Origin of the sequence: Prevotella koreensis (assembly GCF_003977605.1) — a bacterium.
Taxonomy (GTDB): Bacteria; Bacteroidota; Bacteroidia; order Bacteroidales; family Bacteroidaceae; genus Prevotella; species Prevotella koreensis.
In genome coordinates, this window is the sequence record NZ_RYYU01000001.1 from 868,589 (window position 1) to 889,529 (window position 20,941).

The 20,941-nt window shown below is 39.7% G+C and carries 18 protein-coding genes; 5 read left to right on the forward strand and 13 right to left on the reverse strand.

Annotated features, from left to right (window positions below; genetic code table 11):
- Window positions 1–4 precede the first annotated feature (4 nt).
- From EHV08_RS03800 to EHV08_RS03810, 3 genes are all read left to right on the forward strand, one after another.
- Window positions 5–403 carry a 2-amino-4-hydroxy-6-hydroxymethyldihydropteridine diphosphokinase gene (locus EHV08_RS03800; protein ID WP_126678116.1) on the forward strand — a complete coding sequence of 133 codons (399 nt, stop codon included), beginning with the start codon at window positions 5–7 and terminating at the stop codon, window positions 401–403.
- A gap of 21 nt (window positions 404–424) precedes the next feature.
- Complete coding sequence (locus EHV08_RS03805; protein WP_126678118.1) at window positions 425–1,693, forward strand: M64 family metallopeptidase; 1,269 nt, start codon at window positions 425–427, stop codon at window positions 1,691–1,693.
- Window positions 1,694–1,794: 101 nt separating this feature from the next.
- Complete coding sequence (locus tag EHV08_RS03810) at window positions 1,795–2,271, forward strand: tetratricopeptide repeat protein (protein ID WP_126678120.1); 477 nt, start codon at window positions 1,795–1,797, stop codon at window positions 2,269–2,271.
- Window positions 2,272–2,340: 69 nt separating this feature from the next.
- Here EHV08_RS03810 and menD read toward each other — a convergent pair whose 3' ends face one another.
- From menD to dapA, 6 genes are all read right to left on the reverse strand, one after another.
- Window positions 2,341–3,942, reverse strand: a complete 1,602-nt coding sequence (gene menD / locus EHV08_RS03815) for a 2-succinyl-5-enolpyruvyl-6-hydroxy-3-cyclohexene-1-carboxylic-acid synthase (RefSeq protein WP_126678122.1) — start codon at window positions 3,940–3,942, stop codon at window positions 2,341–2,343.
- Between the two features lie 19 nt (window positions 3,943–3,961).
- Window positions 3,962–5,071: a chorismate-binding protein gene (locus tag EHV08_RS03820; RefSeq protein ID WP_126678123.1), complete on the reverse strand. Its 1,110-nt coding sequence runs from the start codon at window positions 5,069–5,071 to the stop codon at window positions 3,962–3,964.
- The gene (locus tag EHV08_RS03825; protein WP_126678125.1) at window positions 5,068–5,493 is read right to left on the reverse strand and encodes a PaaI family thioesterase; all 426 of its coding nucleotides are present in this window, start codon (window positions 5,491–5,493) and stop codon (window positions 5,068–5,070) included. Before EHV08_RS03825 ends, EHV08_RS03820 begins: the two co-directional genes overlap by 4 nt.
- 304 nt (window positions 5,494–5,797) lie before the next feature.
- Window positions 5,798–6,949, reverse strand: a complete 1,152-nt coding sequence (locus EHV08_RS03830; protein WP_158676042.1) for a ComEC/Rec2 family competence protein — start codon at window positions 6,947–6,949, stop codon at window positions 5,798–5,800.
- A gap of 410 nt (window positions 6,950–7,359) precedes the next feature.
- The gene (locus EHV08_RS03835; protein WP_126678129.1) at window positions 7,360–8,790 is read right to left on the reverse strand and encodes an amidophosphoribosyltransferase; all 1,431 of its coding nucleotides are present in this window, start codon (window positions 8,788–8,790) and stop codon (window positions 7,360–7,362) included.
- Window positions 8,791–8,913: 123 nt separating this feature from the next.
- Complete coding sequence (dapA, locus tag EHV08_RS03840) at window positions 8,914–9,804, reverse strand: 4-hydroxy-tetrahydrodipicolinate synthase (protein WP_126678131.1); 891 nt, start codon at window positions 9,802–9,804, stop codon at window positions 8,914–8,916.
- 116 nt (window positions 9,805–9,920) lie between these two features.
- Here dapA and EHV08_RS03845 point away from each other — a divergent pair, with 116 nt between their 5' ends.
- On the forward strand, window positions 9,921–10,643 hold the full coding sequence (locus EHV08_RS03845) for a TIGR02757 family protein (protein WP_126678133.1): 723 nt from the start codon (window positions 9,921–9,923) through the stop codon (window positions 10,641–10,643).
- Between the two features lie 155 nt (window positions 10,644–10,798).
- Complete coding sequence (locus EHV08_RS03850) at window positions 10,799–13,297, forward strand: ATP-dependent Clp protease ATP-binding subunit (protein ID WP_126678135.1); 2,499 nt, start codon at window positions 10,799–10,801, stop codon at window positions 13,295–13,297.
- Between the two features lie 46 nt (window positions 13,298–13,343).
- On the opposite strand, the gene EHV08_RS03855 is transcribed toward EHV08_RS03850, so the two are convergent.
- The 7 genes from EHV08_RS03855 to EHV08_RS03885 all read right to left on the reverse strand — a co-directional run bounded on the left by EHV08_RS03855 (window position 13,344) and on the right by EHV08_RS03885 (window position 20,771).
- Window positions 13,344–14,906 (reverse strand): NAD(P)/FAD-dependent oxidoreductase, encoded by a 1,563-nt coding sequence (locus EHV08_RS03855; protein WP_126678137.1) that lies wholly within the window; start codon window positions 14,904–14,906, stop codon window positions 13,344–13,346.
- Between the two features lie 142 nt (window positions 14,907–15,048).
- Window positions 15,049–16,317 (reverse strand): NADH:ubiquinone reductase (Na(+)-transporting) subunit F, encoded by a 1,269-nt coding sequence (gene nqrF / locus EHV08_RS03860; RefSeq protein ID WP_126678139.1) that lies wholly within the window; start codon window positions 16,315–16,317, stop codon window positions 15,049–15,051.
- An 18-nt stretch (window positions 16,318–16,335) separates the two neighbouring features.
- Complete coding sequence (gene nqrE / locus EHV08_RS03865; protein WP_126678141.1) at window positions 16,336–16,962, reverse strand: NADH:ubiquinone reductase (Na(+)-transporting) subunit E; 627 nt, start codon at window positions 16,960–16,962, stop codon at window positions 16,336–16,338.
- A gap of 3 nt (window positions 16,963–16,965) precedes the next feature.
- A complete protein-coding gene (locus EHV08_RS03870; RefSeq protein WP_126678142.1) occupies window positions 16,966–17,592 on the reverse strand; it encodes an NADH:ubiquinone reductase (Na(+)-transporting) subunit D in 627 nt (208 codons plus the stop codon).
- 4 nt (window positions 17,593–17,596) lie between these two features.
- Entirely contained in the window at window positions 17,597–18,211 is a 615-nt protein-coding gene (gene nqrC / locus EHV08_RS03875) for an NADH:ubiquinone reductase (Na(+)-transporting) subunit C (RefSeq protein WP_126678144.1), read from the reverse strand.
- An 18-nt stretch (window positions 18,212–18,229) separates the two neighbouring features.
- Window positions 18,230–19,381, reverse strand: a complete 1,152-nt coding sequence (locus tag EHV08_RS03880) for an NADH:ubiquinone reductase (Na(+)-transporting) subunit B (protein ID WP_126678146.1) — start codon at window positions 19,379–19,381, stop codon at window positions 18,230–18,232.
- 40 nt (window positions 19,382–19,421) lie between these two features.
- Window positions 19,422–20,771, reverse strand: coding sequence for a Na(+)-translocating NADH-quinone reductase subunit A (locus EHV08_RS03885; protein ID WP_126678148.1), 1,350 nt, complete (start codon window positions 20,769–20,771; stop codon window positions 19,422–19,424).
- Window positions 20,772–20,941: the final 170 nt, after the last annotated feature.

The following is a 20,941-nucleotide window of genomic DNA, read 5'->3' on the forward strand; positions in this document are numbered from 1 at the left end:
AGAAATGGAAAAGAAGAAACTATTATTTGCCACAGGTACGAACTCATATCTGTCAGACGACAGAATTATATTGATGAAGTCTCGGATATTCGGACTTTTTAAAGACGATATACGTTTTACTACTCTTACAAAGACAGCCCCAATCGGCATGGAATCACCAGAGTTCACAAACTGTGTCGGTATTGCATATACAACTTTACCTTTAGCAACCATCAAAGACGAATTTAAGGGAATAGAGCAGGAATGTGGAGATACTGCCGAAAAGCGTCTTGAAAATATCGTTGAAATGGATATTGACATTCTTGAGTATGATGGCAAGCGGTATCACGAAAAAGATTGGAATCGCGATTATATTATCAATATGCTTAATGAAGCAGAATGTCTGAAGCATGAATTATTATAAAAATACTAAATAAAAACGATTATGAGAACATTGTTTATTTTAATGTTATGTGTGGTTGTAAATACCGCATATTCGCAAAACTTTGATGAGAATTTCGAAGACAAGACCTTGAGGATAGATTATATATTCTCCGGAAACAAGTCGTCACAAGAAATCTCCCTTGATTGTATGAGTCTTTCTTCGAGATGGTATGGCAAACGTAAAAAACTTTCGGAAGTACCTGTTGAGGGAAATGGAACCATTATAGTGAAAGACCGCTCAACTTCTGAAGTGATATACAAGAACTCATTCTCTACATTGTTCCAAGAATGGCTTACTACAGAAGAGGCCGGATATATAACAAAGGCTTTTGAAAACGTATTTCTTATTCCTATGCCCAAAAATGTTGTTGATGTTACTGTTGAGTTGAGAAACAATAGAAGAGAACCCGTTGCAACATTAACACACGTGATTAACCCGAAAGATATCTTGATAAGACATATCGGAGACTACAAAACAAAACATAAGACGATACTTCAAGCGGCCGATACTACACGTTGTATAAACATTGCATTCGTAGCAGAAGGTTACACCGATGCAGAGATGCCGATATTCCTTGAAGATGTGTACAAATCGGTTGGTGCGTTGTTCGCCCACGAACCGTTCATAAGCAGACAAGCGGCATTCAACATCATTGCCGTGGAGGCTTCATCAGAAGACAGTGGAACGAGTGTGCCACGCAATGGAGTCTGGAAGCGTACTGCACTTGGTTCCCATTTCGATACGTTTTATAACGAAAGATACCTGACAACATTGCATCTGAAGAAATTACATGATGTACTTGCCGGCCTTCCTTACGAACACATTATTATACTCGTAAATACAGATGTATATGGTGGCGGTGGTATTCTCAACTCATACAATCTCTCGGCAGCACATCATCCTAAGACGTTACCGGTAGTAGTGCATGAGTTCGGACATAGTTTTGCCGGTCTGGCAGACGAGTACGCATACGCAAATGAGGCAATTCCGATGTATCCCACAGACGTAGAACCTTGGGAACCGAACATTACCACAATGGTTGATTTCAAGTCTAAATGGGCTGCATTGATTGACAAAAAGACACCAATCCCAACACCTGATTCCAAGCAATTCTTTAACAAGGTTGGAGTTTACGAAGGTGCCGGATATTGTCTTGATGGGGTTTATCGCGGAATGCAAGACTGCCGTATGCGCACCAATGAGAATCCTGATTTCTGCCCTATCTGCCAACAGGCAATTGACAGACTTATTAGTTTCTATGTAGAATGATACGTGCGTTCCATATTATATTGACAACATTTGCATTTGCTTTATCAACTTACTCGCAGATTCAAAACACATATAAGAATGATGCGAGTGAGCATTTGGGCATGGCAATAGATTATTTTACATCGGGTAAATACCATGAAGCACTGCTGATATTCAGCCGTCTCGACAAGGACTTCAAATTGAATCCTCGATTTCATGCCTATATGGGTGTATGTCAATATTATGAATGGAACTTCCCTGAAGCAAGCAAGTTGCTAAGCGAGTCTATTCCACTGCTTGAAGGACTTGCTCCACATGAACGCAGCATATATTATTATACATGTGCTGAAAGTTTTTTCCATCAGGAAAAATATGCTGAGGCGATACCCTACTACGAGCAACATCTGAACGTATGTTATAATAACGAGAAAGGCGATGCACTTTACCGCATCGCTTTCTGTTACCTTTTCGAAGGTAATAATACCGTTGCCAACGAATATTTCAAATCGTCACTTGCATATTATGAACAGCATGACGGAAGTCCCGCTGCCCGCATAGTGCAACTGAAAAACATGATAAATGGTTTGAAAATCGAATGACATATAAGTGCATATCGTATTCCTTCAATAAAACACTGAAAAGGATGTCGTGTTTTATTGAAGGAATTGTTATTTGTTGCACTTTACTTCAAGCAATATTGGTATGTCGGAATCATTATTAATTATTACCGACAGTGCCTTTTCAACATCTTCAAGGGTAAGTGCAGAATGATATTCCACTCCATAAGATTTGCAAATTCCTTCTGCAGAAGTATTGTGACAGGCAGCAATATATTTATCTAGCGCCGGACTATTTTCCAACCCTTTCAAATTGCTGAATATTCCACCGCCTCCGTTGTTCAATAATATAATACGTAGGTTTCCACCGATATTATTGTTCCAAAGGGCATTTACATCATAGAAAAATGACAAGTCACCAATTACGATGAATGTATTGTTTGTTGTAACTGAGGAAAAACCTGCCGCTGTAGAAAGCGAACCTTCGATACCATTAATGCCACGGTTTACATATATATAATGTCTTGAATACAGACATCCATATCTCACAGATGTACTGTTTGCATAATGAATATATGATATTTCTGCACTTTTTCCAATTTTCGTCTCAAACAGTCTAACTGTTTCTTTTAGTAAATTATCCGATGAAATGGACAAAAAAACATTACGGAAATGTTCGATCTCCATGTTCCAACGTTCAAGAAAAAGGTTGTCGGTATTATTCTGCACTGAGTAATTTGCTAATGTCGAGAGAATATCTATGGCATTACACACTATAAGTCTGTCCATACTCATTGTTACGTCATGCGCCTCACCATCAATGCTAACCATAGAAACGCCGATTTCATCGAGACTTCTCAGATATTTCTTAAGTAATTTGCTTACAATAGTATCTCCTATATATAATATATAGTCAGGTGCGAAAGAGGCATTACCATTTACCGTTTCAAACATTTCATCAAACCATGTGGTACCATTCCCTTGAGAAAGAGGTTCACAAAGAACGACATATCTTTTCCTAATTTCACGTATAATGTCGGTCAATCTCTTGTCGTGTTTCATCTGTCCTAACACTATCAGTGGACGCCTTGCTTTTATGAACGTTTCTATCTCGCGCTCCGTTATATTGCTGCGGGTGGTAATATATTCGATTTTTCTTTCAACAGGAAGAGCATCTGTTGTGAAATTAAACAACGGTTCACTTATTGGTATATTAATATGAACAGACTTACCACAATTTGTTCTTACGGCAATGAGAGCCTCGTTTACAAGTCTGTTGCAGTACCATCTGCTTTCTTCGCAATCAACTTCAGGAAGACAGACACTTTTGCTGACGAATTTTCCCAAAACATTCTGTTGTGGCATTGTTTGTCCGTCCAATTGGTCAATCCATGCCTGTGGTCTGTCGGCACTTATCACTATCAATCCGTGATGTTGGTAAGAAGCCTCAGCCACGGCAGGTGAAACATTGAGAATTGCCGTTCCTGATGTTACACATATTGCCACCGGAGCATCTGTTGCCTGCGCAATGCCAAGTGCAAAGAAGCCTGCGGAACGTTCGTCTGTCACAGGATGGCATATAAGTTGCGGACATTCGTTGAAATTATGAACCAAGGGAGCATTTCTACTTCCGGGACACACCACCACGTGCTTTATGCCATGTGATACGAGCAGTGATGTCAATATGTTTACATTCCTTTTGTCGCTATACACTTTAATTGATTTATAAATATCAACAACTTATGATTTTCCTCATTGTTTCGAGTTTAGCCTCCGTCTCTTCCCACTCCTGTTGCTCTATGCTATCAGACAATAATCCACCTCCGGCATAAAGCAGAAATCCGTCTTTTATTACCTGCATACATCGTAACGAAACGAAAAGGTGTGTTCCTTCATCACTCATAAGTGGTCCGCAGAATCCGCTGTAATACTTTCTGGAAAAATTTTCGTTATGGATAATAAAACTTTTTGAAATGTCTTTTGGCAGACCGCAAACAGCAGGTGTGGGGTGAATTGCTTCGATTAAATCGCCCAAAACTGACTTTTTCTTAAGTGAAAAAGAAAAATCACTCCTTAGATGTATCAGGTTGCCTGCTCTTGTGGTTTTAGGACCACTCTCAATTATTTCGTCAGAGAAGTTTTTTAGACATTCCGTCAAATACGTTGCAACAATACGTTGCTCCTGTATATTCTTATCACTCCATAATATTTCGGAAGAACTCATTATGCCACTATCTGTATCATTGCTTTCCCGCGACATCATATTAATGTCAAGTTTCATTGTTCCAGCCAAGGCAATGGTTTTCCACAAATCGTCAGTTTCTTCCAACAACAACTCCGGAGTGGCAATCAACCACGTACCGCTTATTCGCGTTGAGAACAACGATATATACATACGCGGATAATCTTCACATGCTCTTTTGAACATTTCAAGCAAGTGAGACGTATCTCCTAAAACCTTGGATTTTCTTGCAAGTACTATTTTGCGGAAACCTCCTTGTACTAATTGTGAATGAAAATTATTGAAGTCTATTCCATATCTTGTACGTTCGTTTTCTGCCGCGGAATCCGTACCCTCATCGCTGTTATTGCATAATGCACATTCTTCCAACTCTTCAACAATTTCTTTCTCTATGTAAGAAAAAGCATTATATACTCGCCTTTCTTCGGGATGTATCAGCAGCAGTGGAGTAAATTCGGAAATATCAAAAGGTGCGATAACGAAGCCGGCCTTGCCATTCAGATTACGAAATGCCGAAATGTTTTCAGGTTCTCGGTTTCTTTGCACAATCAGTGTGCATTTACTTTCTTTTGGAAGTCTGAAAAAAGCAAAGGCTGTCATTCTTTCTTGCTTTTCTTTGGTTCTATGACGTAATTAGTGACATGTACGGTGGAAATCAAGTTTCCTCCGGTGTCGGTTATCCTTACATCCCACACATGCAACTTACGTCCTTTGCTCACAAGTTGTGCCTTTGCCGTTACGGTGTCTCCTTCTACAACAGCCTTTACATGCTCTCCGCTGACGCTAACGCCAACGCATATTTTCCCCGGACAGATAGAACAAGACCCCACGCCGGCCAAATTTTCTGCAAGTGCCAGTGATGCTCCACCACTCAAGAATCCGAACGGTTGTCTATTGCGTTCGTCAACCTTCATTGTGGCCATACACATATCATCTTCGGGTGTACTAATAAAATTCATGCCAAGAACTGTCGATAGATTAGGTTGCTTACCGATTAGTTCTTTCATCTTTTCAACATCCATCAGTATAAATATTCAAGTTATTATTATTTATCATTTCATGATAGGAAATTCAATCTTCTTTGATTGTTTTTCATTCTGCAAATGTAGTACAATAATTTGAAATTTCAAAATGATATTCCTATTTATCCCCAATAATCCATTATAAATCTTGTTGTATGAAATGTTCCTATTTGTAATTTGGGCGAGATTGAAAAGCAAAATCGCCCAAATTGATTTGCAATTTCGCCAATTTTGTTTCGTAAAATCGCCCAGATTGCAAATCGCAAGACCAATGAGAATGGTCATATTTATAAATTCAGAACAACTATAAGCGTTCAAATAATGTTGTTTTACGAATCCGCGTATTTATAAAGAAACATATAATGGCAATTAGTATATAAATAAGTAATACGCTAATTTCATTCAGTTTAACGTTTTCTATACTCACTCCGGGCAATGATTCTATCCATGATAATGACTTGTCAATTACGCTTATTGTGAATGTCAAAGTCTGTGCCATGAGATATTGAATTGCTGAGAATGGTATGATGAGTAACAACATTCCGGCTATAAGTATAACGTATGTGCAAGGTATGACAACCGCATTGGATAACAGGAAATAACATGAAACTCTCCCAAAATAATATGCCACAAGTGGTGCGACGGCTAATTGAGCCACACAAGATACCACAATGAAGTTCCAACATACTCTTACAAACGCGAAACGGAAAACAGGAAATCTCCATCCTGCTGAAACAAGTGTAGGACATAATAACAATATAAGAAATACTGCGATAAAAGACATCTGAAATCCGACATCAAAGACACTCATCGGGTTGCTTATAGTGACGATGAGTGCTGCCAATGCCAAAGTGTTTAAAGGTTGGCTGTTTCTATGTATTACGTCAAGCATGCAATAGACGCTAAGCATGATTGCCGAGCGAACCAATGAAATCGGCATACCGGATATGAAAACGAATGTCCATATAAGAATTATGTTGACGAGTGATACGGCAACCCATCTTTTGCGTCTTCCCCACGCAAAAGTAAGAAACAAATATAGTATGCTCAAATGAAGTCCTGACATCGCAAGCACATGAGAGGCTCCGGTAACGGAGAATCTGTCGCGTATGGAGGTGTCTAACATCGATTTGTCTCCCAATGTCATTGCAGATACAATGGCAAGTCCATTATCTTCCAAGCCAGAGATGCGATATTTTTGAATAAATTTCTCTCGGTATTTTAATGATTTTAATTGCAACAGATCAAAAGTAGATAAAGAGGATAGCGGTATCTTTTTAGTTATCCATTTATCGATTGTAATGAATGCCGTGCCGGAAATTCCGTGACTTTTGAGAAATCTCTCATAATTGAAATTACCTTCTTTGAAATTCATTGGTTTCTCAATTACCGCATTGGCAACAATACCACTACCTATCTCCAAATGGCGATATCGGTTCTCTATCGTATCTCTCATTATACTTGCCCGTAATCTTTTACCGGTCATTTTACCTGATGTGACAACGATGTCGCAACTTATGATTTTGCCATGCTGTTTTGGTGATGACAACAACACTGCATGGAATTTTGAGGATTTGGATGTAGGTACAGAAAAATCGTTATTGGAATTATAATATAACACTATTCCTAAAATAACGATACTGATATAAAAGAATATATCTCTGACTATAAGGTTGCGATATGAAAAAAGAGCAATAAGTAAAAATGCAGCGAGTAACGAAATAACAACCGTTTGGGAAAAGGCGAAATGACTTCCTAAAACTATCCCTGTAATAAGTAGGACAGCCACTTTCGCTAACGGATATAACTTCGCTTTTTCAAGAAAACTTGGTGAACGTCGCAATTTTTACTTATAACTCTTGTTTATTAATCTTGCTCTGTCGATATATCAAAGAAATAACTTGACCCGTCAAAACAATGCGTACAAACACGTTCTTTGGGCAGACCAATGGAATTAACCAATGTTTCTATCTTGTTGAATTTAAGGCTTGAAAGTCCTAAACGCTTGCATATTTCCTCAACCATGCGTTTGTATTCCGGAGTATCTGTGGTTGAATATTTATCGAGGTTTTTGCTCGCATCACCTTCAATATCGTTTATTACTTTGCGTGTGATAAGTTCCATGTCACCCTTTGATGCCGTAAATCCGATGAATGGGCAACTATAAACCAATGGTGGGCATGAAATTCGGGCATGAACCTCCTTTGCTCCGTATTCAAAGAATTTCTTTACGTTGTCTCTTAATTGTGTTCCTCTTACGATAGAGTCGTCACACATAACCACACGTTGGTCTTTAAGTAGTGCACGGTTGGGTATCAGTTTCATCTTTGCTACCAATGTACGGCGGCTTTGATTTCCCGGTGTGAAACTCCTCGGCCATGTCGGAGTGTATTTCAATACAGATCGTTTGTATGGTATGCGGTGACCTTCGGCATAGCCTAAAGCCGTACCAATACCACTGTCAGGAATACCACAGACACAATCGGCTTCAGTTTCATCCTCTTCTCCCATTGCCTTTCCATTACATTCTCGCACATATTCCGTGTTTATTCCTTCAAAATCGCTCGTTGGAAAACCATAATATACCCACAGAAAAGAACATACCTGACACTTACTGAATGGCTTTTTAAGAACTTCTATACCACTGGTTCTGATTCTTACAATTTCTCCCGGCCCTACATCTTTTATTGGCTTGAAATCAAGGTTGGGCAATGTAGTTGTCTCACTTGTTGCTGCGTATGCCCCATCTTTTTGACCAATAACAATCGGTGTGCGCCCCAAGGCATCTCGTGCTGCGATGATTCCGTCTTCGGTAAGGATAAGCATGGAGCAAGAGCCTTTCACTTTCTTATATACGTTTTTTATTCCGTCTTCGAAAGAATCACCTGTATTGATTAGTAGTGCAACAAGTTCTGTTTGGTTAATATTGTTTGCACTCATCTCACTAAGATGCATACGATTTTCCAAAAGTTCAAGCGCAATCTCACGAACATTATTAACCTTTGCTACCGTTACAACGGCGTAACGTCCTAAATGAGAATTGATTAAAATAGGTTGTGGGTCGGTATCGCTTATGACACCGATGCCGGCATTACCGGAGAAGTTATCAAGTTCCTTTTCAAAACGTGAGCGAAAATAGTCTCTTTCCAGAGAGTGGATTGAACGTGAGAAGCCTCGTTCTTTATCAAATGTTACGAGACCTGCACGTTTTGTTCCAAGATGAGAGTTGTAATCTGTTCCGTAGAACAAATCATTAACACAATCATTAACAGATATAGTTCCAAAAAAACCGCCCATTGTATTATTTTATTTTTTAAGGTCGCAAAGTTATTTGTTTTTTATGAAATACCGACTTAATAATATAACAATTTTTATTGCCGGTGTGTTTTTCTTTATTTAAAACTACAACTCATCTATATATCATACCGGCAACAACTCTTTGACAAGTTTTGAAATGCTTTGAATAGTGCCAGGGCGTGCAGGTACGAGAGGTAGGCGTAGCACGTTTTCAATCATGCCCATTTCTGAAAGTGTTGCTTTAATACCTGCAGGATTACCATCTATGAATAATAGGTCGAAAATATCGGTAAGATTCTGATGTATCTTCAACGCATTTTCATAATCACCTTTCAGTTCTAAATGTACCATATTTGAAAACTCTTTTGGAAAAGCATTGCCGATAACACTTATCACTCCTGTGGCACCTCGTTCAATAATCTGATACGTCAGTGCATCATCACCGCTTATCACATCAAAGTTGGATGGCTTGTTTTTAATTATCTCTTCCACTTGTTTCAGGTTTCCGCTCGCTTCTTTTATTGCCACGATGTTCGGACATTCATGTGCCAATTTTATCGTCGTTTCGGCTTCCATATTCACCCCTGTGCGTCCCGGTACATTATAAAGTACGATTGGCAAAGTTGTTGCTTTTGAAATAGCCTCGAAATGTTTGAAGAGTCCTTCTTGCGTAGGTTTATTATAGAAAGGGCATATGCTCAATATTCCGTCAATACCATCGAAGTCGTTTTTTTGCAGTTCTTCTACTACTGCAGATGTATTGTTGCCTCCACAACCCATAAGTATTGGTAATCGTCCTTGTACGATATTTAAAACCAATTCTTTTATGCGTTGTTTTTCTTCTGTTGTAAGAGTAGGTATTTCTCCGGTAGTTGCCATTATGCAGAGGAAATCTGCACCATTGTTGATTTGGTAGTCAATAAGCCTTTTAAGCGATTCGTAGTCTATTTGTCCGTCACTTGTAAAAGGGGTTACAAGCGCGATTCCGAGGCCTTTGAATATGTTATGTAGCATAAAAAGTCATATATTATTTCGATTGCAAAATTAATATTTTATCTTCATAAAACAAAAATAATTTATCTTTAATTATTACCTTTGCAATCAAATTAAAGATTAATCATATTAGAATAATGGAATTACTGAAAGAATTGGCACAACGATACGAGACTGCATCTTTCCTCAATGGCGACCCGTCATGGTTTATGCATCAGGTAGAAGGTAAACAAAATCAAGAGGCTTTTGCTTTCATTGCGTCATGTCTGAGTTATGGCTCACGCAAACAGTTTTTTCCGAAAATACAATATATACTTGATTGTTCCGGCGGAAACGTTCATGAATGGGTGAAGAGTGGCGATTTCGAGCGTGATATTCCTGACACGGAAGACTGCTACTACAGATTATACACCTATTCGCTTATGAATCATTTTCTTAAAGCCTATCGCGAACTCATTCTTGAATATGGCTCGCTCGGAGAGTATCTGCGCAATAATTATGTTATAGATGCGTTTGATGCAATAGAAATGATAACGTCTTATTTCGCTAGTCGGGGAATAGAGGTGATAGTACCAAAAGATACGAAATCATCTTGTAAGCGTATCTGTATGTTTCTCAGATGGATGGTGCGTGACAATTCGCCGGTAGATATTGGGCTTTGGACGTTTATAGACAAGCGTACGCTGATTATGCCTATGGATACACATGTTTTGCAAGAGGCTTGTTCTATGGGTTTCCTAAATTCAAGAAGTGCCTCTATGGCTGCGGCAAGGAAACTAACGGCGAAAATGGCAGAGATTTTTCCCGATGATCCTCTTAAAGGAGATTTCGCATTATTTGGATATGGGGTTGATAAATAGTTTTTATGTTGTATGACAAATTGGCTACCATAATAATATTATGTGTGACGTGTTGGCTATCTGAAAATCTATAAAAAATGTTGGCATAGTGTTTGTTTTCAGTTTAAATGTGTAATTTTGCATTGGAAATAAATAAAGAAGAAAGGATAATTAGTATGGCAAACAGAAGCCAAATGTCACCAAAGGTATCAGAAATCCTGGCTTTCAGCAAGGAAGAAGCACAAAGATTGGCAAGCAACTCGGTAACTCCGGAACATATAATGTTAGGAATACTGAGAGAAAAAAACAGTCCTGTGAAGGATTTTCTCATTGTCATGGAAATAGATTTGAATGATATCAAGAATGCACTTGAGGAGAAAATAAATAATAAATATCTTAGTAACTCGATAGTTTATACAGAACTTTATCTAAACGAACAGGCAAGTAATATACTGCGTCTTGCAGTACTTGAGGCACGTGTGCAGCATGTTCAGGTTGTTGACGAGCAGCATTTGTTGCTTGCAATGCTTCATGACCATACAGATAATGGTGTGAAGAACATATTGGAAAGCAACAATATGACATACAATGATGCTTTGGCTTATTTTCAACAGAAAGAGAGTCAAACCAAAGACGGCATTGACTTTCCTGATGAAGACGAGGAACAGGATATGGCCGGCATGAGAAAAGCAGGAGAAGAGAAACAGACTTCCAATAAAACACAGACAAAAAAGACCGGTGGAAAGACGCAGGTTATAGACACATTTGCTATTGACCTGACTGTGGCTGCACGCGAAGGGAAACTCGACCCGGTAGTGGGACGTACCAAAGAAATACAAAGGGTGACAGAGATATTGTGCCGTAGAAAGAAAAATAATCCCATATTGATAGGTGAACCAGGAGTCGGGAAGAGTGCGATAGTTGAAGGACTGGCACAAATGATAGCAAAACGACAGACATCGCCCGTGCTTTTCGGAAAGAGACTTGTAAGTCTTGATATGACAGGAATGGTGGCCGGGACAAAGTATAGAGGACAATTTGAGGAACGCATCAAGGCTTTGCTTAAAGAACTTGAACAAAATCCGGATATAATTGTTTTCATAGACGAGATACATACCATTATAGGTGCTGGAGGTGCTCCGGGGGCAATGGATGCCGCAAATATAATGAAGCCGGCATTAGCAAGAGGTACTATACAATGTATTGGTGCAACGACACTCGATGAATATCGTAACTCCATCGAAAAAGATGGTGCATTGGAACGACGCTTTCAGAAAGTGTTGGTTGAGCCTACTACGACAGAAGAAACTCTCGAAATTTTGCATAATATAAAAAACAGATATGAGGATCATCATCATGTAACATACACAGATGATGCGCTGAATGCGTGTGTCAAACTGACAGAACGATATATAACAGACAGGGCGTTCCCTGACAAGGCTATAGATGCAATGGATGAAGTGGGTGCACGGGTTCACTTGCAACATGCAGAAATTCCTGAAGAAATTACAAATTTGCAGAAACAGATAGAAGAGATTAATCTGAAAAAGCAAATGGCTGTTAAAGAACAGAATTTTGAACAGGCCATAAGTTGCCGTGATGAGCAGTTGCGGCTTGAGCAGGAATTGGATAGACAAAATAAAATTTGGGCAGAAGGAAGTAATGAGACACGTGAAATCGTTACGGAGGAAAATGTCGCTGATGTAGTGGCAATGACTTCCGGCATTCCTGTGCAACGAATGGCAGAGTCGGAAGGTGCGCGACTTAGTAGAATGTCTGACGAACTAAAGGCGAATGTCATCGCACAAGACAAAGCCATAGAAAAGATTGTAAAGGCGATACAACGTAACCGCGTTGGATTGAAAGAGCCGGGACACCCTATCGGTGCTTTCATGTTTCTTGGTCCTACCGGTGTCGGAAAAACATATCTTGCAAAGAAACTTGCAGAGAAAATGTTCGGTTCTGAAGATGCATTGATACGTATTGATATGAGCGAATTTTCCGAGAGTTTCAATACTTCAAGATTGGTTGGTGCTCCTCCGGGATATGTGGGATATGAAGAAGGTGGGCAACTTACTGAAAAAGTACGCCGCAAGCCCTACTCTATTGTTCTGCTTGACGAGATAGAAAAGGCTCACGGCAATGTGTTCAATATGCTTCTACAAGTGCTTGACGAAGGAAGACTAACCGATGGAAATGGTCGTCTTATAGATTTTCGTAATACTATTATAATAATGACGAGCAATGCCGGAACGAGACAACTTAAAGAGTTTGGTCGTGGTGTCGGCTTCAATGCCGGAGGCATGGGGCTTTCTATGGATGAGCGAGATAAAGAATATGCACGCAGCATAATACAGAAAAGTCTCTCCAAGCAGTTCTCGCCGGAGTTCTTGAATCGTCTTGACGAGATAGTAACATTTGATCAACTTGATCTCGAAGCAATAAAGAAAATTATAGAAATAGAATTGCGCAGTCTATACAAGCGCATTGAGAATCTTGGATACCACCTCGTAATCTCTGACGAAAAGAAAGAAGCTGTGGCTATAAAGGGTTATGATGTACAGTTCGGTGCTCGCCCTCTGAAACGTGCCATACAGAATCACATCGAGGACATTGTATGCGAGAAGATTCTATCAGGCGAGTTGAAACCAGGGGACACCATAACCATAGAATAAAGATAAATGTGATATTATTTCAATTGTTATGAGTTTAGAATAAATCTCATTCTATCGTTGCTGCAAGCATATCAGCACATCGTTCGCCGTCAATTGCGGCAGAAACAATACCGCCTGCATAACCTGCTCCTTCACCACAAGGGAAAAGGCCATGCAGGCGGATATGCATCATTGTGTCATGGTCACGTAGAATACGTATTGGGGATGACGTCCTTGATTCCACAGCAATAATACATGCCTCATTGGTCAGGAAACCACGACTCTGCTGACCGAACTTTCTGAAACCTTCACGCAATCTGTTACTGATAAAGTCAGGAAGCCAAAAGTGTATCGGTGAAGAAATAATTCCTGGTGCGTAGCTACTTTCCGGAAGATCGTAAGACACACGCTTATCCACGAAATCGATCATTCTTTGAGCCGGAGCAGTCTGTCGCATATTCCCTTGTTGCCAACACAATTCCTCAAGTCGTTCCTGATAGTGCATCATGCGCAAAGTATTGGTTCCTTCCACATCTTCCGGGCGTAATTCCACTACCATTCCACTATTGCTCCAACGTGTGCCACGGTTTGCCGGCGACATTCCATTTACTACGATTTGACGGTCCCCGGTTGCTGCAGGAATAACGAATCCTCCGGGGCACATACAGAAACTGTAAACTCCACGTCCGTCAACCTGTGTAACAAAACTGTATTCTGCTGCCGGCAAGTATTCACCCCTACCCTCACGGTTATGATATTGAATTTGGTCGATGAGACGTGACGGATGTTCAAGACGAACACCAACAGCAAGTCCTTTTGGCTCTATTTCGATGCCGGAGTTGTATAAATGTTGATAGACATCACGTGCAGAATGTCCGGTGGCAAGGATTACCGAACCATGAAATTCTGTCTCCTCATTTGTTGATAAATTAATAGCGTTTATTCCTTTCACCTCATCTCCCTGAATTATCAGTGAAGTCATCTTGGTTTTGAAATGCACTTCTCCTCCAGAGTTTATAATAGTGTTACGCATCGCTTCGATAACACGTGGCAGTCGGTCGGTTCCGATATGAGGATGAGCATCTATGAGAATATCGGTTGATGCTCCATGTTGACATAGTACATTGAGAATCTTATCAACAGAGCCACGCTTCTTGGAGCGAGTATATAATTTCCCGTCTGAATATGCTCCGGCTCCACCCTCGCCAAAGCAATAATTACTTTCTGGATTTACTTTATGGGTTTTGGTTATGTTGGCAAGGTCAACCTTCCTGTCGCGAACGTTCTTTCCGCGTTCAACGACAATAGGACGTAATCCGTGCTCAATGAGTCGTAATGCTGCAAACAATCCTCCGGGACCGGCACCAACAACTATTACCTGCTGACAATTACTTACATCTCGGTATTCCACTACTGTATATTGTAGTGTTTCAGGTTCTTCGTTTATGTAAATACAAATTTTCAAGTTTACGAATATATTACGCTGCCGGGCATCTATGCTGCGCTTCAATATTCTCACTGAACTTATGCTTCCAACATTAATAGTCATTTCTCTTGCACATGCTTCCTTAATTGCAGAAAGTGATGCTGCCTCGCGCGGCGGAAGACGTAGAAGGAGTTCTTTTTTCATATATTATATATGGGGGGTAAATTAAAAAACAATTAGTATGGAGAATATAAAACCTTGAAATGTTTTGCTCTTATAACTATTGTGTTAAATAGGTGTCCATATCAATTTATGAACACCTATTTAACACTATTATTTTATAAAATTATCCGAAGTCGTCAAACATTATAGATTCCGGATCTACGCCGATTGAGTCGAGCATATCTTGAACTGCCTTAGACATCGGGCCGGGACCACACATGTAGTACTCAATATCCTCCGGTGCTTCATGGTCTTTAAGATAAGTCTCGTACATAACCTGATGGACAAAACCTGCCGTATATTTCACTCCTGCCTTATCTGCTTCCGGATCTGGACGGTCGAGAGCAAGGTGAAAGTGGAAATTCGGGAATTCCTTTTCGAGTTCGAGGAAATCCTCAACGAAGAATGCCTCCACAAGGGCACGTGCTCCATAGAAATAGTGCATCTCGCGGTCGCGTGTGTTGAGAGTCTTCGTCATGTGCATTATCTGGGCTCTAAGTGGAGCCATACCGGCACCGCCTCCGACCCAAATCATTTCACGCTTAGAATCAAATATCGGATGGAAATCACCGAAAGGTCCGCTCATTATAACCTTGTCTCCAGGTTTGCGTGAGAATATATAACTAGAAGCAATTCCTGTAGGTACATTCTGGAATCCGACTTCAGGACGTGGTTTGAACGGTGTGGTTGCAATACGTACGGTAAGAGTGATTCTATCTCCCTCGGCAGGATAGTTTGCCATAGAATAAGCGCGGATTGTCTCTTCGGGATTATTTGCTTTTAAAGAGAATATATTGAACTTCTCCCATGAAGATATATAGTCCGGACCAATATCTTCCTTATCGAAATCCTTATCGTAATCAATGCAGTCGTATGCAGGAATCTTTATCTGGGCATAAGAACCAGGGATAAAATCCATGTGCTCTCCCGGTGGCAGTGCTACGATGAACTCTTTTATAAAACTTGATACATTCTTGTTTGAGATTACCGTACATTCCCATTCTTTAACTCCAAGCACACTTTCAGGAACATGTATCTTGAAATCGCCTTTTACTTTACACTGGCATCCAAGTCGCCAATGGTCATTTATTTCTTTGCGAGTGAAATGTGAACGTTCCGAATCAAGAATTTCACCACCGCCCTCAAGTACTTGTACCTTACATTGTCCGCATGAAGCCTTTCCACCACATGCCGATGGTAGGAGTATTCCATTATTATTCAGCGTAGTCATAAGACTTGTTCCTTGTTCCACGCTTATAGTCTTTTCACCATTTATTGTTATATTCACGTTGCCACTCGGCGAAAGATATTTCTTCGCCACAAGCAGCAGAATGACTAAAAGGAGTATTATAAAAAGAAAGACTCCTATGCTGATGCCTATAAATTGTCCCATATCTATAAAACCTTGCTTTTATATTTTCAAACCACTGAAGCACATCATTGCCATAGCCATTAGGCCAACGGTTATGAACGTTATGCCCAAGCCTTGTAAAGGTTTCGGCACATCTGTATATGCCATTTTCTCACGTATCGCACCGAGAGATACGATTGCCAATGTCCATCCAATACCACTACCTATAGCATAAGCCAAAGCGTCCCAAACATTACCTATGAATTGTGAATTGCTTGGGTCGAGTGAAATGCGTTGTTGCATGAATAGCGATGCTCCCATGATAGCGCAGTTTACTGCTATAAGCGGAAGGAATATTCCAAGAGAGGCATAAAGCGATGGGGAATATTTCTCAACCACCATCTCTACAAGTTGCACCATTGCTGCTATCACAGCAATAAAAAGGATGAAACTCAGATAAGATAGGTCTATTCCTTCAAATATACAGTCAGGTCCGAGTACTTTCGTCTGTAAAATATAATCTACGGGAACCGTAACGAAAAGCACGAATGTCACCGCAAGACCCAGTCCTAAAGATGTCTTCACATTCTTCGATACGGCTAGATAAGAGCACATACCGAGGAAGAACGCGAAAATCATATTATCGACAAATATCGATCTAAAAAATAAATTTATAATATGCTCCATAATTTATTTCTCCTTATAAAAGTAAGCCCTATGTATCCAAATCACACAACCAACGAGAATAAGAGCCATTGCAGGCATGGTCATCATACCGTTGTTAAGATACCCTGCGTCGTATGCTCCTTGTGGTATTATGGTTAAACCAAGCAAAGTGCCACGGCCAAGAAGTTCGCGTATGCCACCAACAACAACAAGTATTATTGCATAACCAAGTCCGTTGGCAACACCATCAAGAAACGATGGCCAAGGTTTGTTCATCATGGCAAATGCTTCAAGGCGTCCCATAAGAATACAGTTTGTAATGATAAGACCAACATATACTGATAGTTCCACACTAACATCATAAGCAACTGCCTTAAGAACCTGGCTTACTATTGTTACAAGTGCAGCAACAACCACAAGTTGAACAATGATACGTATGCGTTGTGGTATTGTCTTTCGAATAATAGAAATAATTACATTTGCAAATGCGGTGATTATTGTCACTGCAAGTCCCATTACTATTGCAGGTTTCAACTGAGCAGTAACCGCAAGTGCCGAACATATTCCAAGTACTTGAATAAGTACCGGGTTGTCCATATTTAATGGGTTATAGAAAACCTCCTTGTTTTCTTTACTAAATAACTTACTCATATTTTTACTTATCGGTTAAGAATTTTATATATGGTTTAAGTCCTTCCTTGAACATCAAAGACACACCGTCACTTGTCAGTGTAGCACCTGTTATGGCATCTACCTGTGTAGAAGTATCTTTAATCTTCTTATTCACACAGAGTGCAATGTCTGTGGAATTATCCTTAAAAATTTTCTTTCCACAAAATTTTTCCTGCCATGCACGCGAATCTTTTATTTCAGCCCCGAGGCCTGCAGTTTCGCTATCATGATTGAAATATACTCCGAAAACAGTGTTCTTGTCGTCATTGATAGCAAGATAACAATATATAGGCCCCCATAGACCCATTCCTTTCATTGGTATCACATATTTCGTTTTTCCGTCAACCTCGCAAGTATAAACCTTATTTCCGTCAACTTCCGTTTCACATTTCATTACCTCCTTAAATTTATTTTCGGCGGTATTATCATCAAGGTCACGAAGATTTAACGAGTTCAGTATCTGTTTTTTCTTGTCAAGTTGCACGTTCGCTTCTTGCTTATCTTTTAGCGACGTGCTAACAAAAGCCAACAAGAAAGCAACTATAACAACGATTATCGCAGAATAGATAATGGTATATGTGTTTGAGTTTGTATTCATTTCTTAATCCTCCATGTTTTATTTTGCACGTTTCAGTCGTCTTGAAATGTTTCTCTGCACTACACAATAGTCTATCAGCGGAGCAAACATATTGCCGAAGAATATGGCAAGCATCATTCCTTCAGGGTAGCCCGGATTCATCACACGTACTATGATAGCCATAGAACCAATAAGGAAACCGTATATGTATTTGCCGCCTTCTGTACGAGCAGAAGTTACCGGATCGGTGGCCATGAATACTGCCCCGAAACAGAAACCACCAAGAATAATATGCTCATACCATTTAACCGGAGTCATGTCGAGCCATGAAAAAATCAATGCCATTATTATTCCGCCGGCAAATACACTGAACATGGTCTTCCATGATGCTATACCTGTCCAAAGAAGTATCAATGCTCCTATCGCGATAGCGATTACACTTGTTTCACCAATACTTCCCGGAATGAATCCGATAATCATATCCGCTATGCTTGCATTCGGAATTACTCCCTGCCCAACTTCTGCAAGAGGAGTAGCGCCGGAAACACCATCGGCAAGTTTGTTTCCAAATCCGAGTATCGTGTCATTGGCTATCCAAACCTTATCACCGGTCATTTGTGATGGGTAAGAGAAGAATAGAAACATTCGCGCAGCAACAGCGACATTGAATATATTCATTCCCGTGCCACCAAATATTTCTTTAACAAAAATAACAGAAAATGCTACTGCGAGTGCAAGTATCCATAGTGGACAATTCACCGGAAGAATAAGAGGTATTATGATACCACTAACGAGATAGCCTTCTTGTACTTCCTCTCCTTTCCACTGTGCCCAAATGAATTCTATGCCTAATCCAACTATATAACTGACAAGCAACTTGGGGAGAACAGCGAGAAAGCCATAGAAGAACATTGCAAAGAATGTTGCATCGGCAATTTTTCCTGACACAAAATAATTTTGATAGCCAATGTTATACATTCCGAACAACAATGCCGGCAGCAAGGCTATCACCACTATACTCATGATACGCTTAGAGTCAATGGTATCATGAATGTTACAACCGCTTTTCGAAGTAGTGTTAGGCACGTACAAGAAAGATTCCATTCCGTCATAAACGCTTTTGAAAGCATGCAACTTTCCCTCTTTCTCGAAATTCGGCTTTATCTTATTTAGATAATTTCGTAAACCCATAACGATAATCACTATTTAATATTCATAATTCACTATGTTATCAGCCGTTCTCTTTACGTAACATATCAAGTCCTTCGCGAACTATCTTCTGCAACTCAAGTTTTGAACTGTCGATAAATTCTGCCAATGCAAAATCTTCTGGAGCAACCTCATAAATACCTAATTGTTCCATACGGTCAATGTCACCTGCAAGTATCGCCTTTATAAGAAACTCACCGTAGATATCCATTGGAAGTACCGAATCATACTCTCCGCTCATTATCATTCGGCGTTCTCCACCCTTGACACGGCAATCAATATCATATTCTCTTTTACCAAGAAGCCACGAGAAGTAACTTCTGTTTTTAGAGAATTGTTTAATTCTTGGCATTATCCAACCAAACATTTCGTTTGTATCATCACCTTCCGGAATTGCCGTTATTTCACTAACATTTGCACCAATATAATCATTTGTTGATATTGGGGTACCTGTAAGTACATTCCCTCCGATTATACGAACTTTTTTGTTCATACAAATATTATCTGATATAATGTCAGCAATATTTGCTCCAATGATGGTATCTACATATTGAGGTTCTTTTACCATACTGCCAACTACAGCAACCTTGCGCTTCAGGTCAACATGCCCGGTATTGAACAGACGGCCGAAAAATATTACGTTCATCGGATCTACTGTCCAAACAATCTCACCTTTATTTACCTTACAGGTATTATTTACCTGCACACTTACATTTCCTGCAGGGCAAGGACCATCGAATACATTTATCTCAACATCATTTGCCTGAGTAAGTGCCGTAGAAGATTGACTCATTCCGATGCCGAGATAAGTTTTTGCTATTCGTGACAACACCGTAAGTCCTGTTTGAAAATCTTTCTCGTTACCTTGAAGTTCAAATTCAAAATCAGAGGCTAAGGGTTTATCTCGCAATGCACTAACAAATATTGCTTTCGGTTTTTCAGATGGATTCGTAGAAACCGCATAAGGAAGTTGATTTATATATCCGAACAATCCTGCTTCAAGAAGTTTATTGATGGCCGTATCACCATCAAGACCTGAAACATCTTGTTTTCCGAAATCAACATAATTCTGTTCTTTGTCTGATCTCACTTTTATTGCAAGCACTTTCCTTCGCTCTCCTCTCACAACGGCTTCAATAGAACCGCTTACAGGAGAAGCAAACTTCACCTCAGGATAATGCTTGTTGACAAACAAGGCATCTCCGGCTTTCACGATATCACCTTCCCGCACAACAACTTTGGGCGTAACACCAACAAAACTGTCCGGTATAAGGGCTATGTATTCACCATGCCTTGCCTTTACAAGTTTTTCTTTTGCTTTCCCCTTAAGGTTTATGTCTAAGCCCTTTCGTAACTTAATTACATTTGCCATAAGATTTATTATATTAGATTGTATTTTAATTTATTTATCGCTAAATTGATTGCAAAAATAATGTTTTTTTTTAATATATGTATTAAAAAGTGATACAAATTGCCTAAATGCCGACTTTTTCTTGTAATTTTGCACCTAAAATATACAAGATACTCTACGTTTTGCAACTT

Excerpts from the sequence above, each read along its gene's own strand:
- EHV08_RS03830 (WP_158676042.1), bottom strand. The coding sequence starts at position 6,949 with ATGAGAGATACGATAGAGAACCGATATCGCCATTTGGAGATAGGTAGT.
- EHV08_RS03800 (WP_126678116.1), top strand. The coding sequence starts at position 5 with ATGGAAAAGAAGAAACTATTATTTGCCACAGGTACGAACTCATATCTG.
- EHV08_RS03880 (WP_126678146.1), bottom strand. The coding sequence starts at position 19,381 with ATGGGTTTACGAAATTATCTAAATAAGATAAAGCCGAATTTCGAGAAA.
- EHV08_RS03835 (WP_126678129.1), bottom strand. The coding sequence starts at position 8,790 with ATGGGCGGTTTTTTTGGAACTATATCTGTTAATGATTGTGTTAATGAT.
- nqrE (WP_126678141.1), bottom strand. The coding sequence starts at position 16,962 with ATGGAGCATATTATAAATTTATTTTTTAGATCGATATTTGTCGATAAT.
- EHV08_RS03885 (WP_126678148.1), bottom strand. The coding sequence starts at position 20,771 with ATGGCAAATGTAATTAAGTTACGAAAGGGCTTAGACATAAACCTTAAG.
- EHV08_RS03825 (WP_126678125.1), bottom strand. The coding sequence starts at position 5,493 with ATGGATGTTGAAAAGATGAAAGAACTAATCGGTAAGCAACCTAATCTA.
- EHV08_RS03850 (WP_126678135.1), top strand. The coding sequence starts at position 10,799 with ATGGCAAACAGAAGCCAAATGTCACCAAAGGTATCAGAAATCCTGGCT.
- EHV08_RS03810 (WP_126678120.1), top strand. The coding sequence starts at position 1,795 with ATGGCAATAGATTATTTTACATCGGGTAAATACCATGAAGCACTGCTG.
- nqrC (WP_126678144.1), bottom strand. The coding sequence starts at position 18,211 with ATGAATACAAACTCAAACACATATACCATTATCTATTCTGCGATAATC.
- EHV08_RS03845 (WP_126678133.1), top strand. The coding sequence starts at position 9,921 with ATGGAATTACTGAAAGAATTGGCACAACGATACGAGACTGCATCTTTC.
- EHV08_RS03855 (WP_126678137.1), bottom strand. The coding sequence starts at position 14,906 with ATGAAAAAAGAACTCCTTCTACGTCTTCCGCCGCGCGAGGCAGCATCA.
- dapA (WP_126678131.1), bottom strand. The coding sequence starts at position 9,804 with ATGCTACATAACATATTCAAAGGCCTCGGAATCGCGCTTGTAACCCCT.
- EHV08_RS03820 (WP_126678123.1), bottom strand. The coding sequence starts at position 5,071 with ATGACAGCCTTTGCTTTTTTCAGACTTCCAAAAGAAAGTAAATGCACA.
- nqrF (WP_126678139.1), bottom strand. The coding sequence starts at position 16,317 with ATGGGACAATTTATAGGCATCAGCATAGGAGTCTTTCTTTTTATAATA.
- EHV08_RS03870 (WP_126678142.1), bottom strand. The coding sequence starts at position 17,592 with ATGAGTAAGTTATTTAGTAAAGAAAACAAGGAGGTTTTCTATAACCCA.
- EHV08_RS03805 (WP_126678118.1), top strand. The coding sequence starts at position 425 with ATGAGAACATTGTTTATTTTAATGTTATGTGTGGTTGTAAATACCGCA.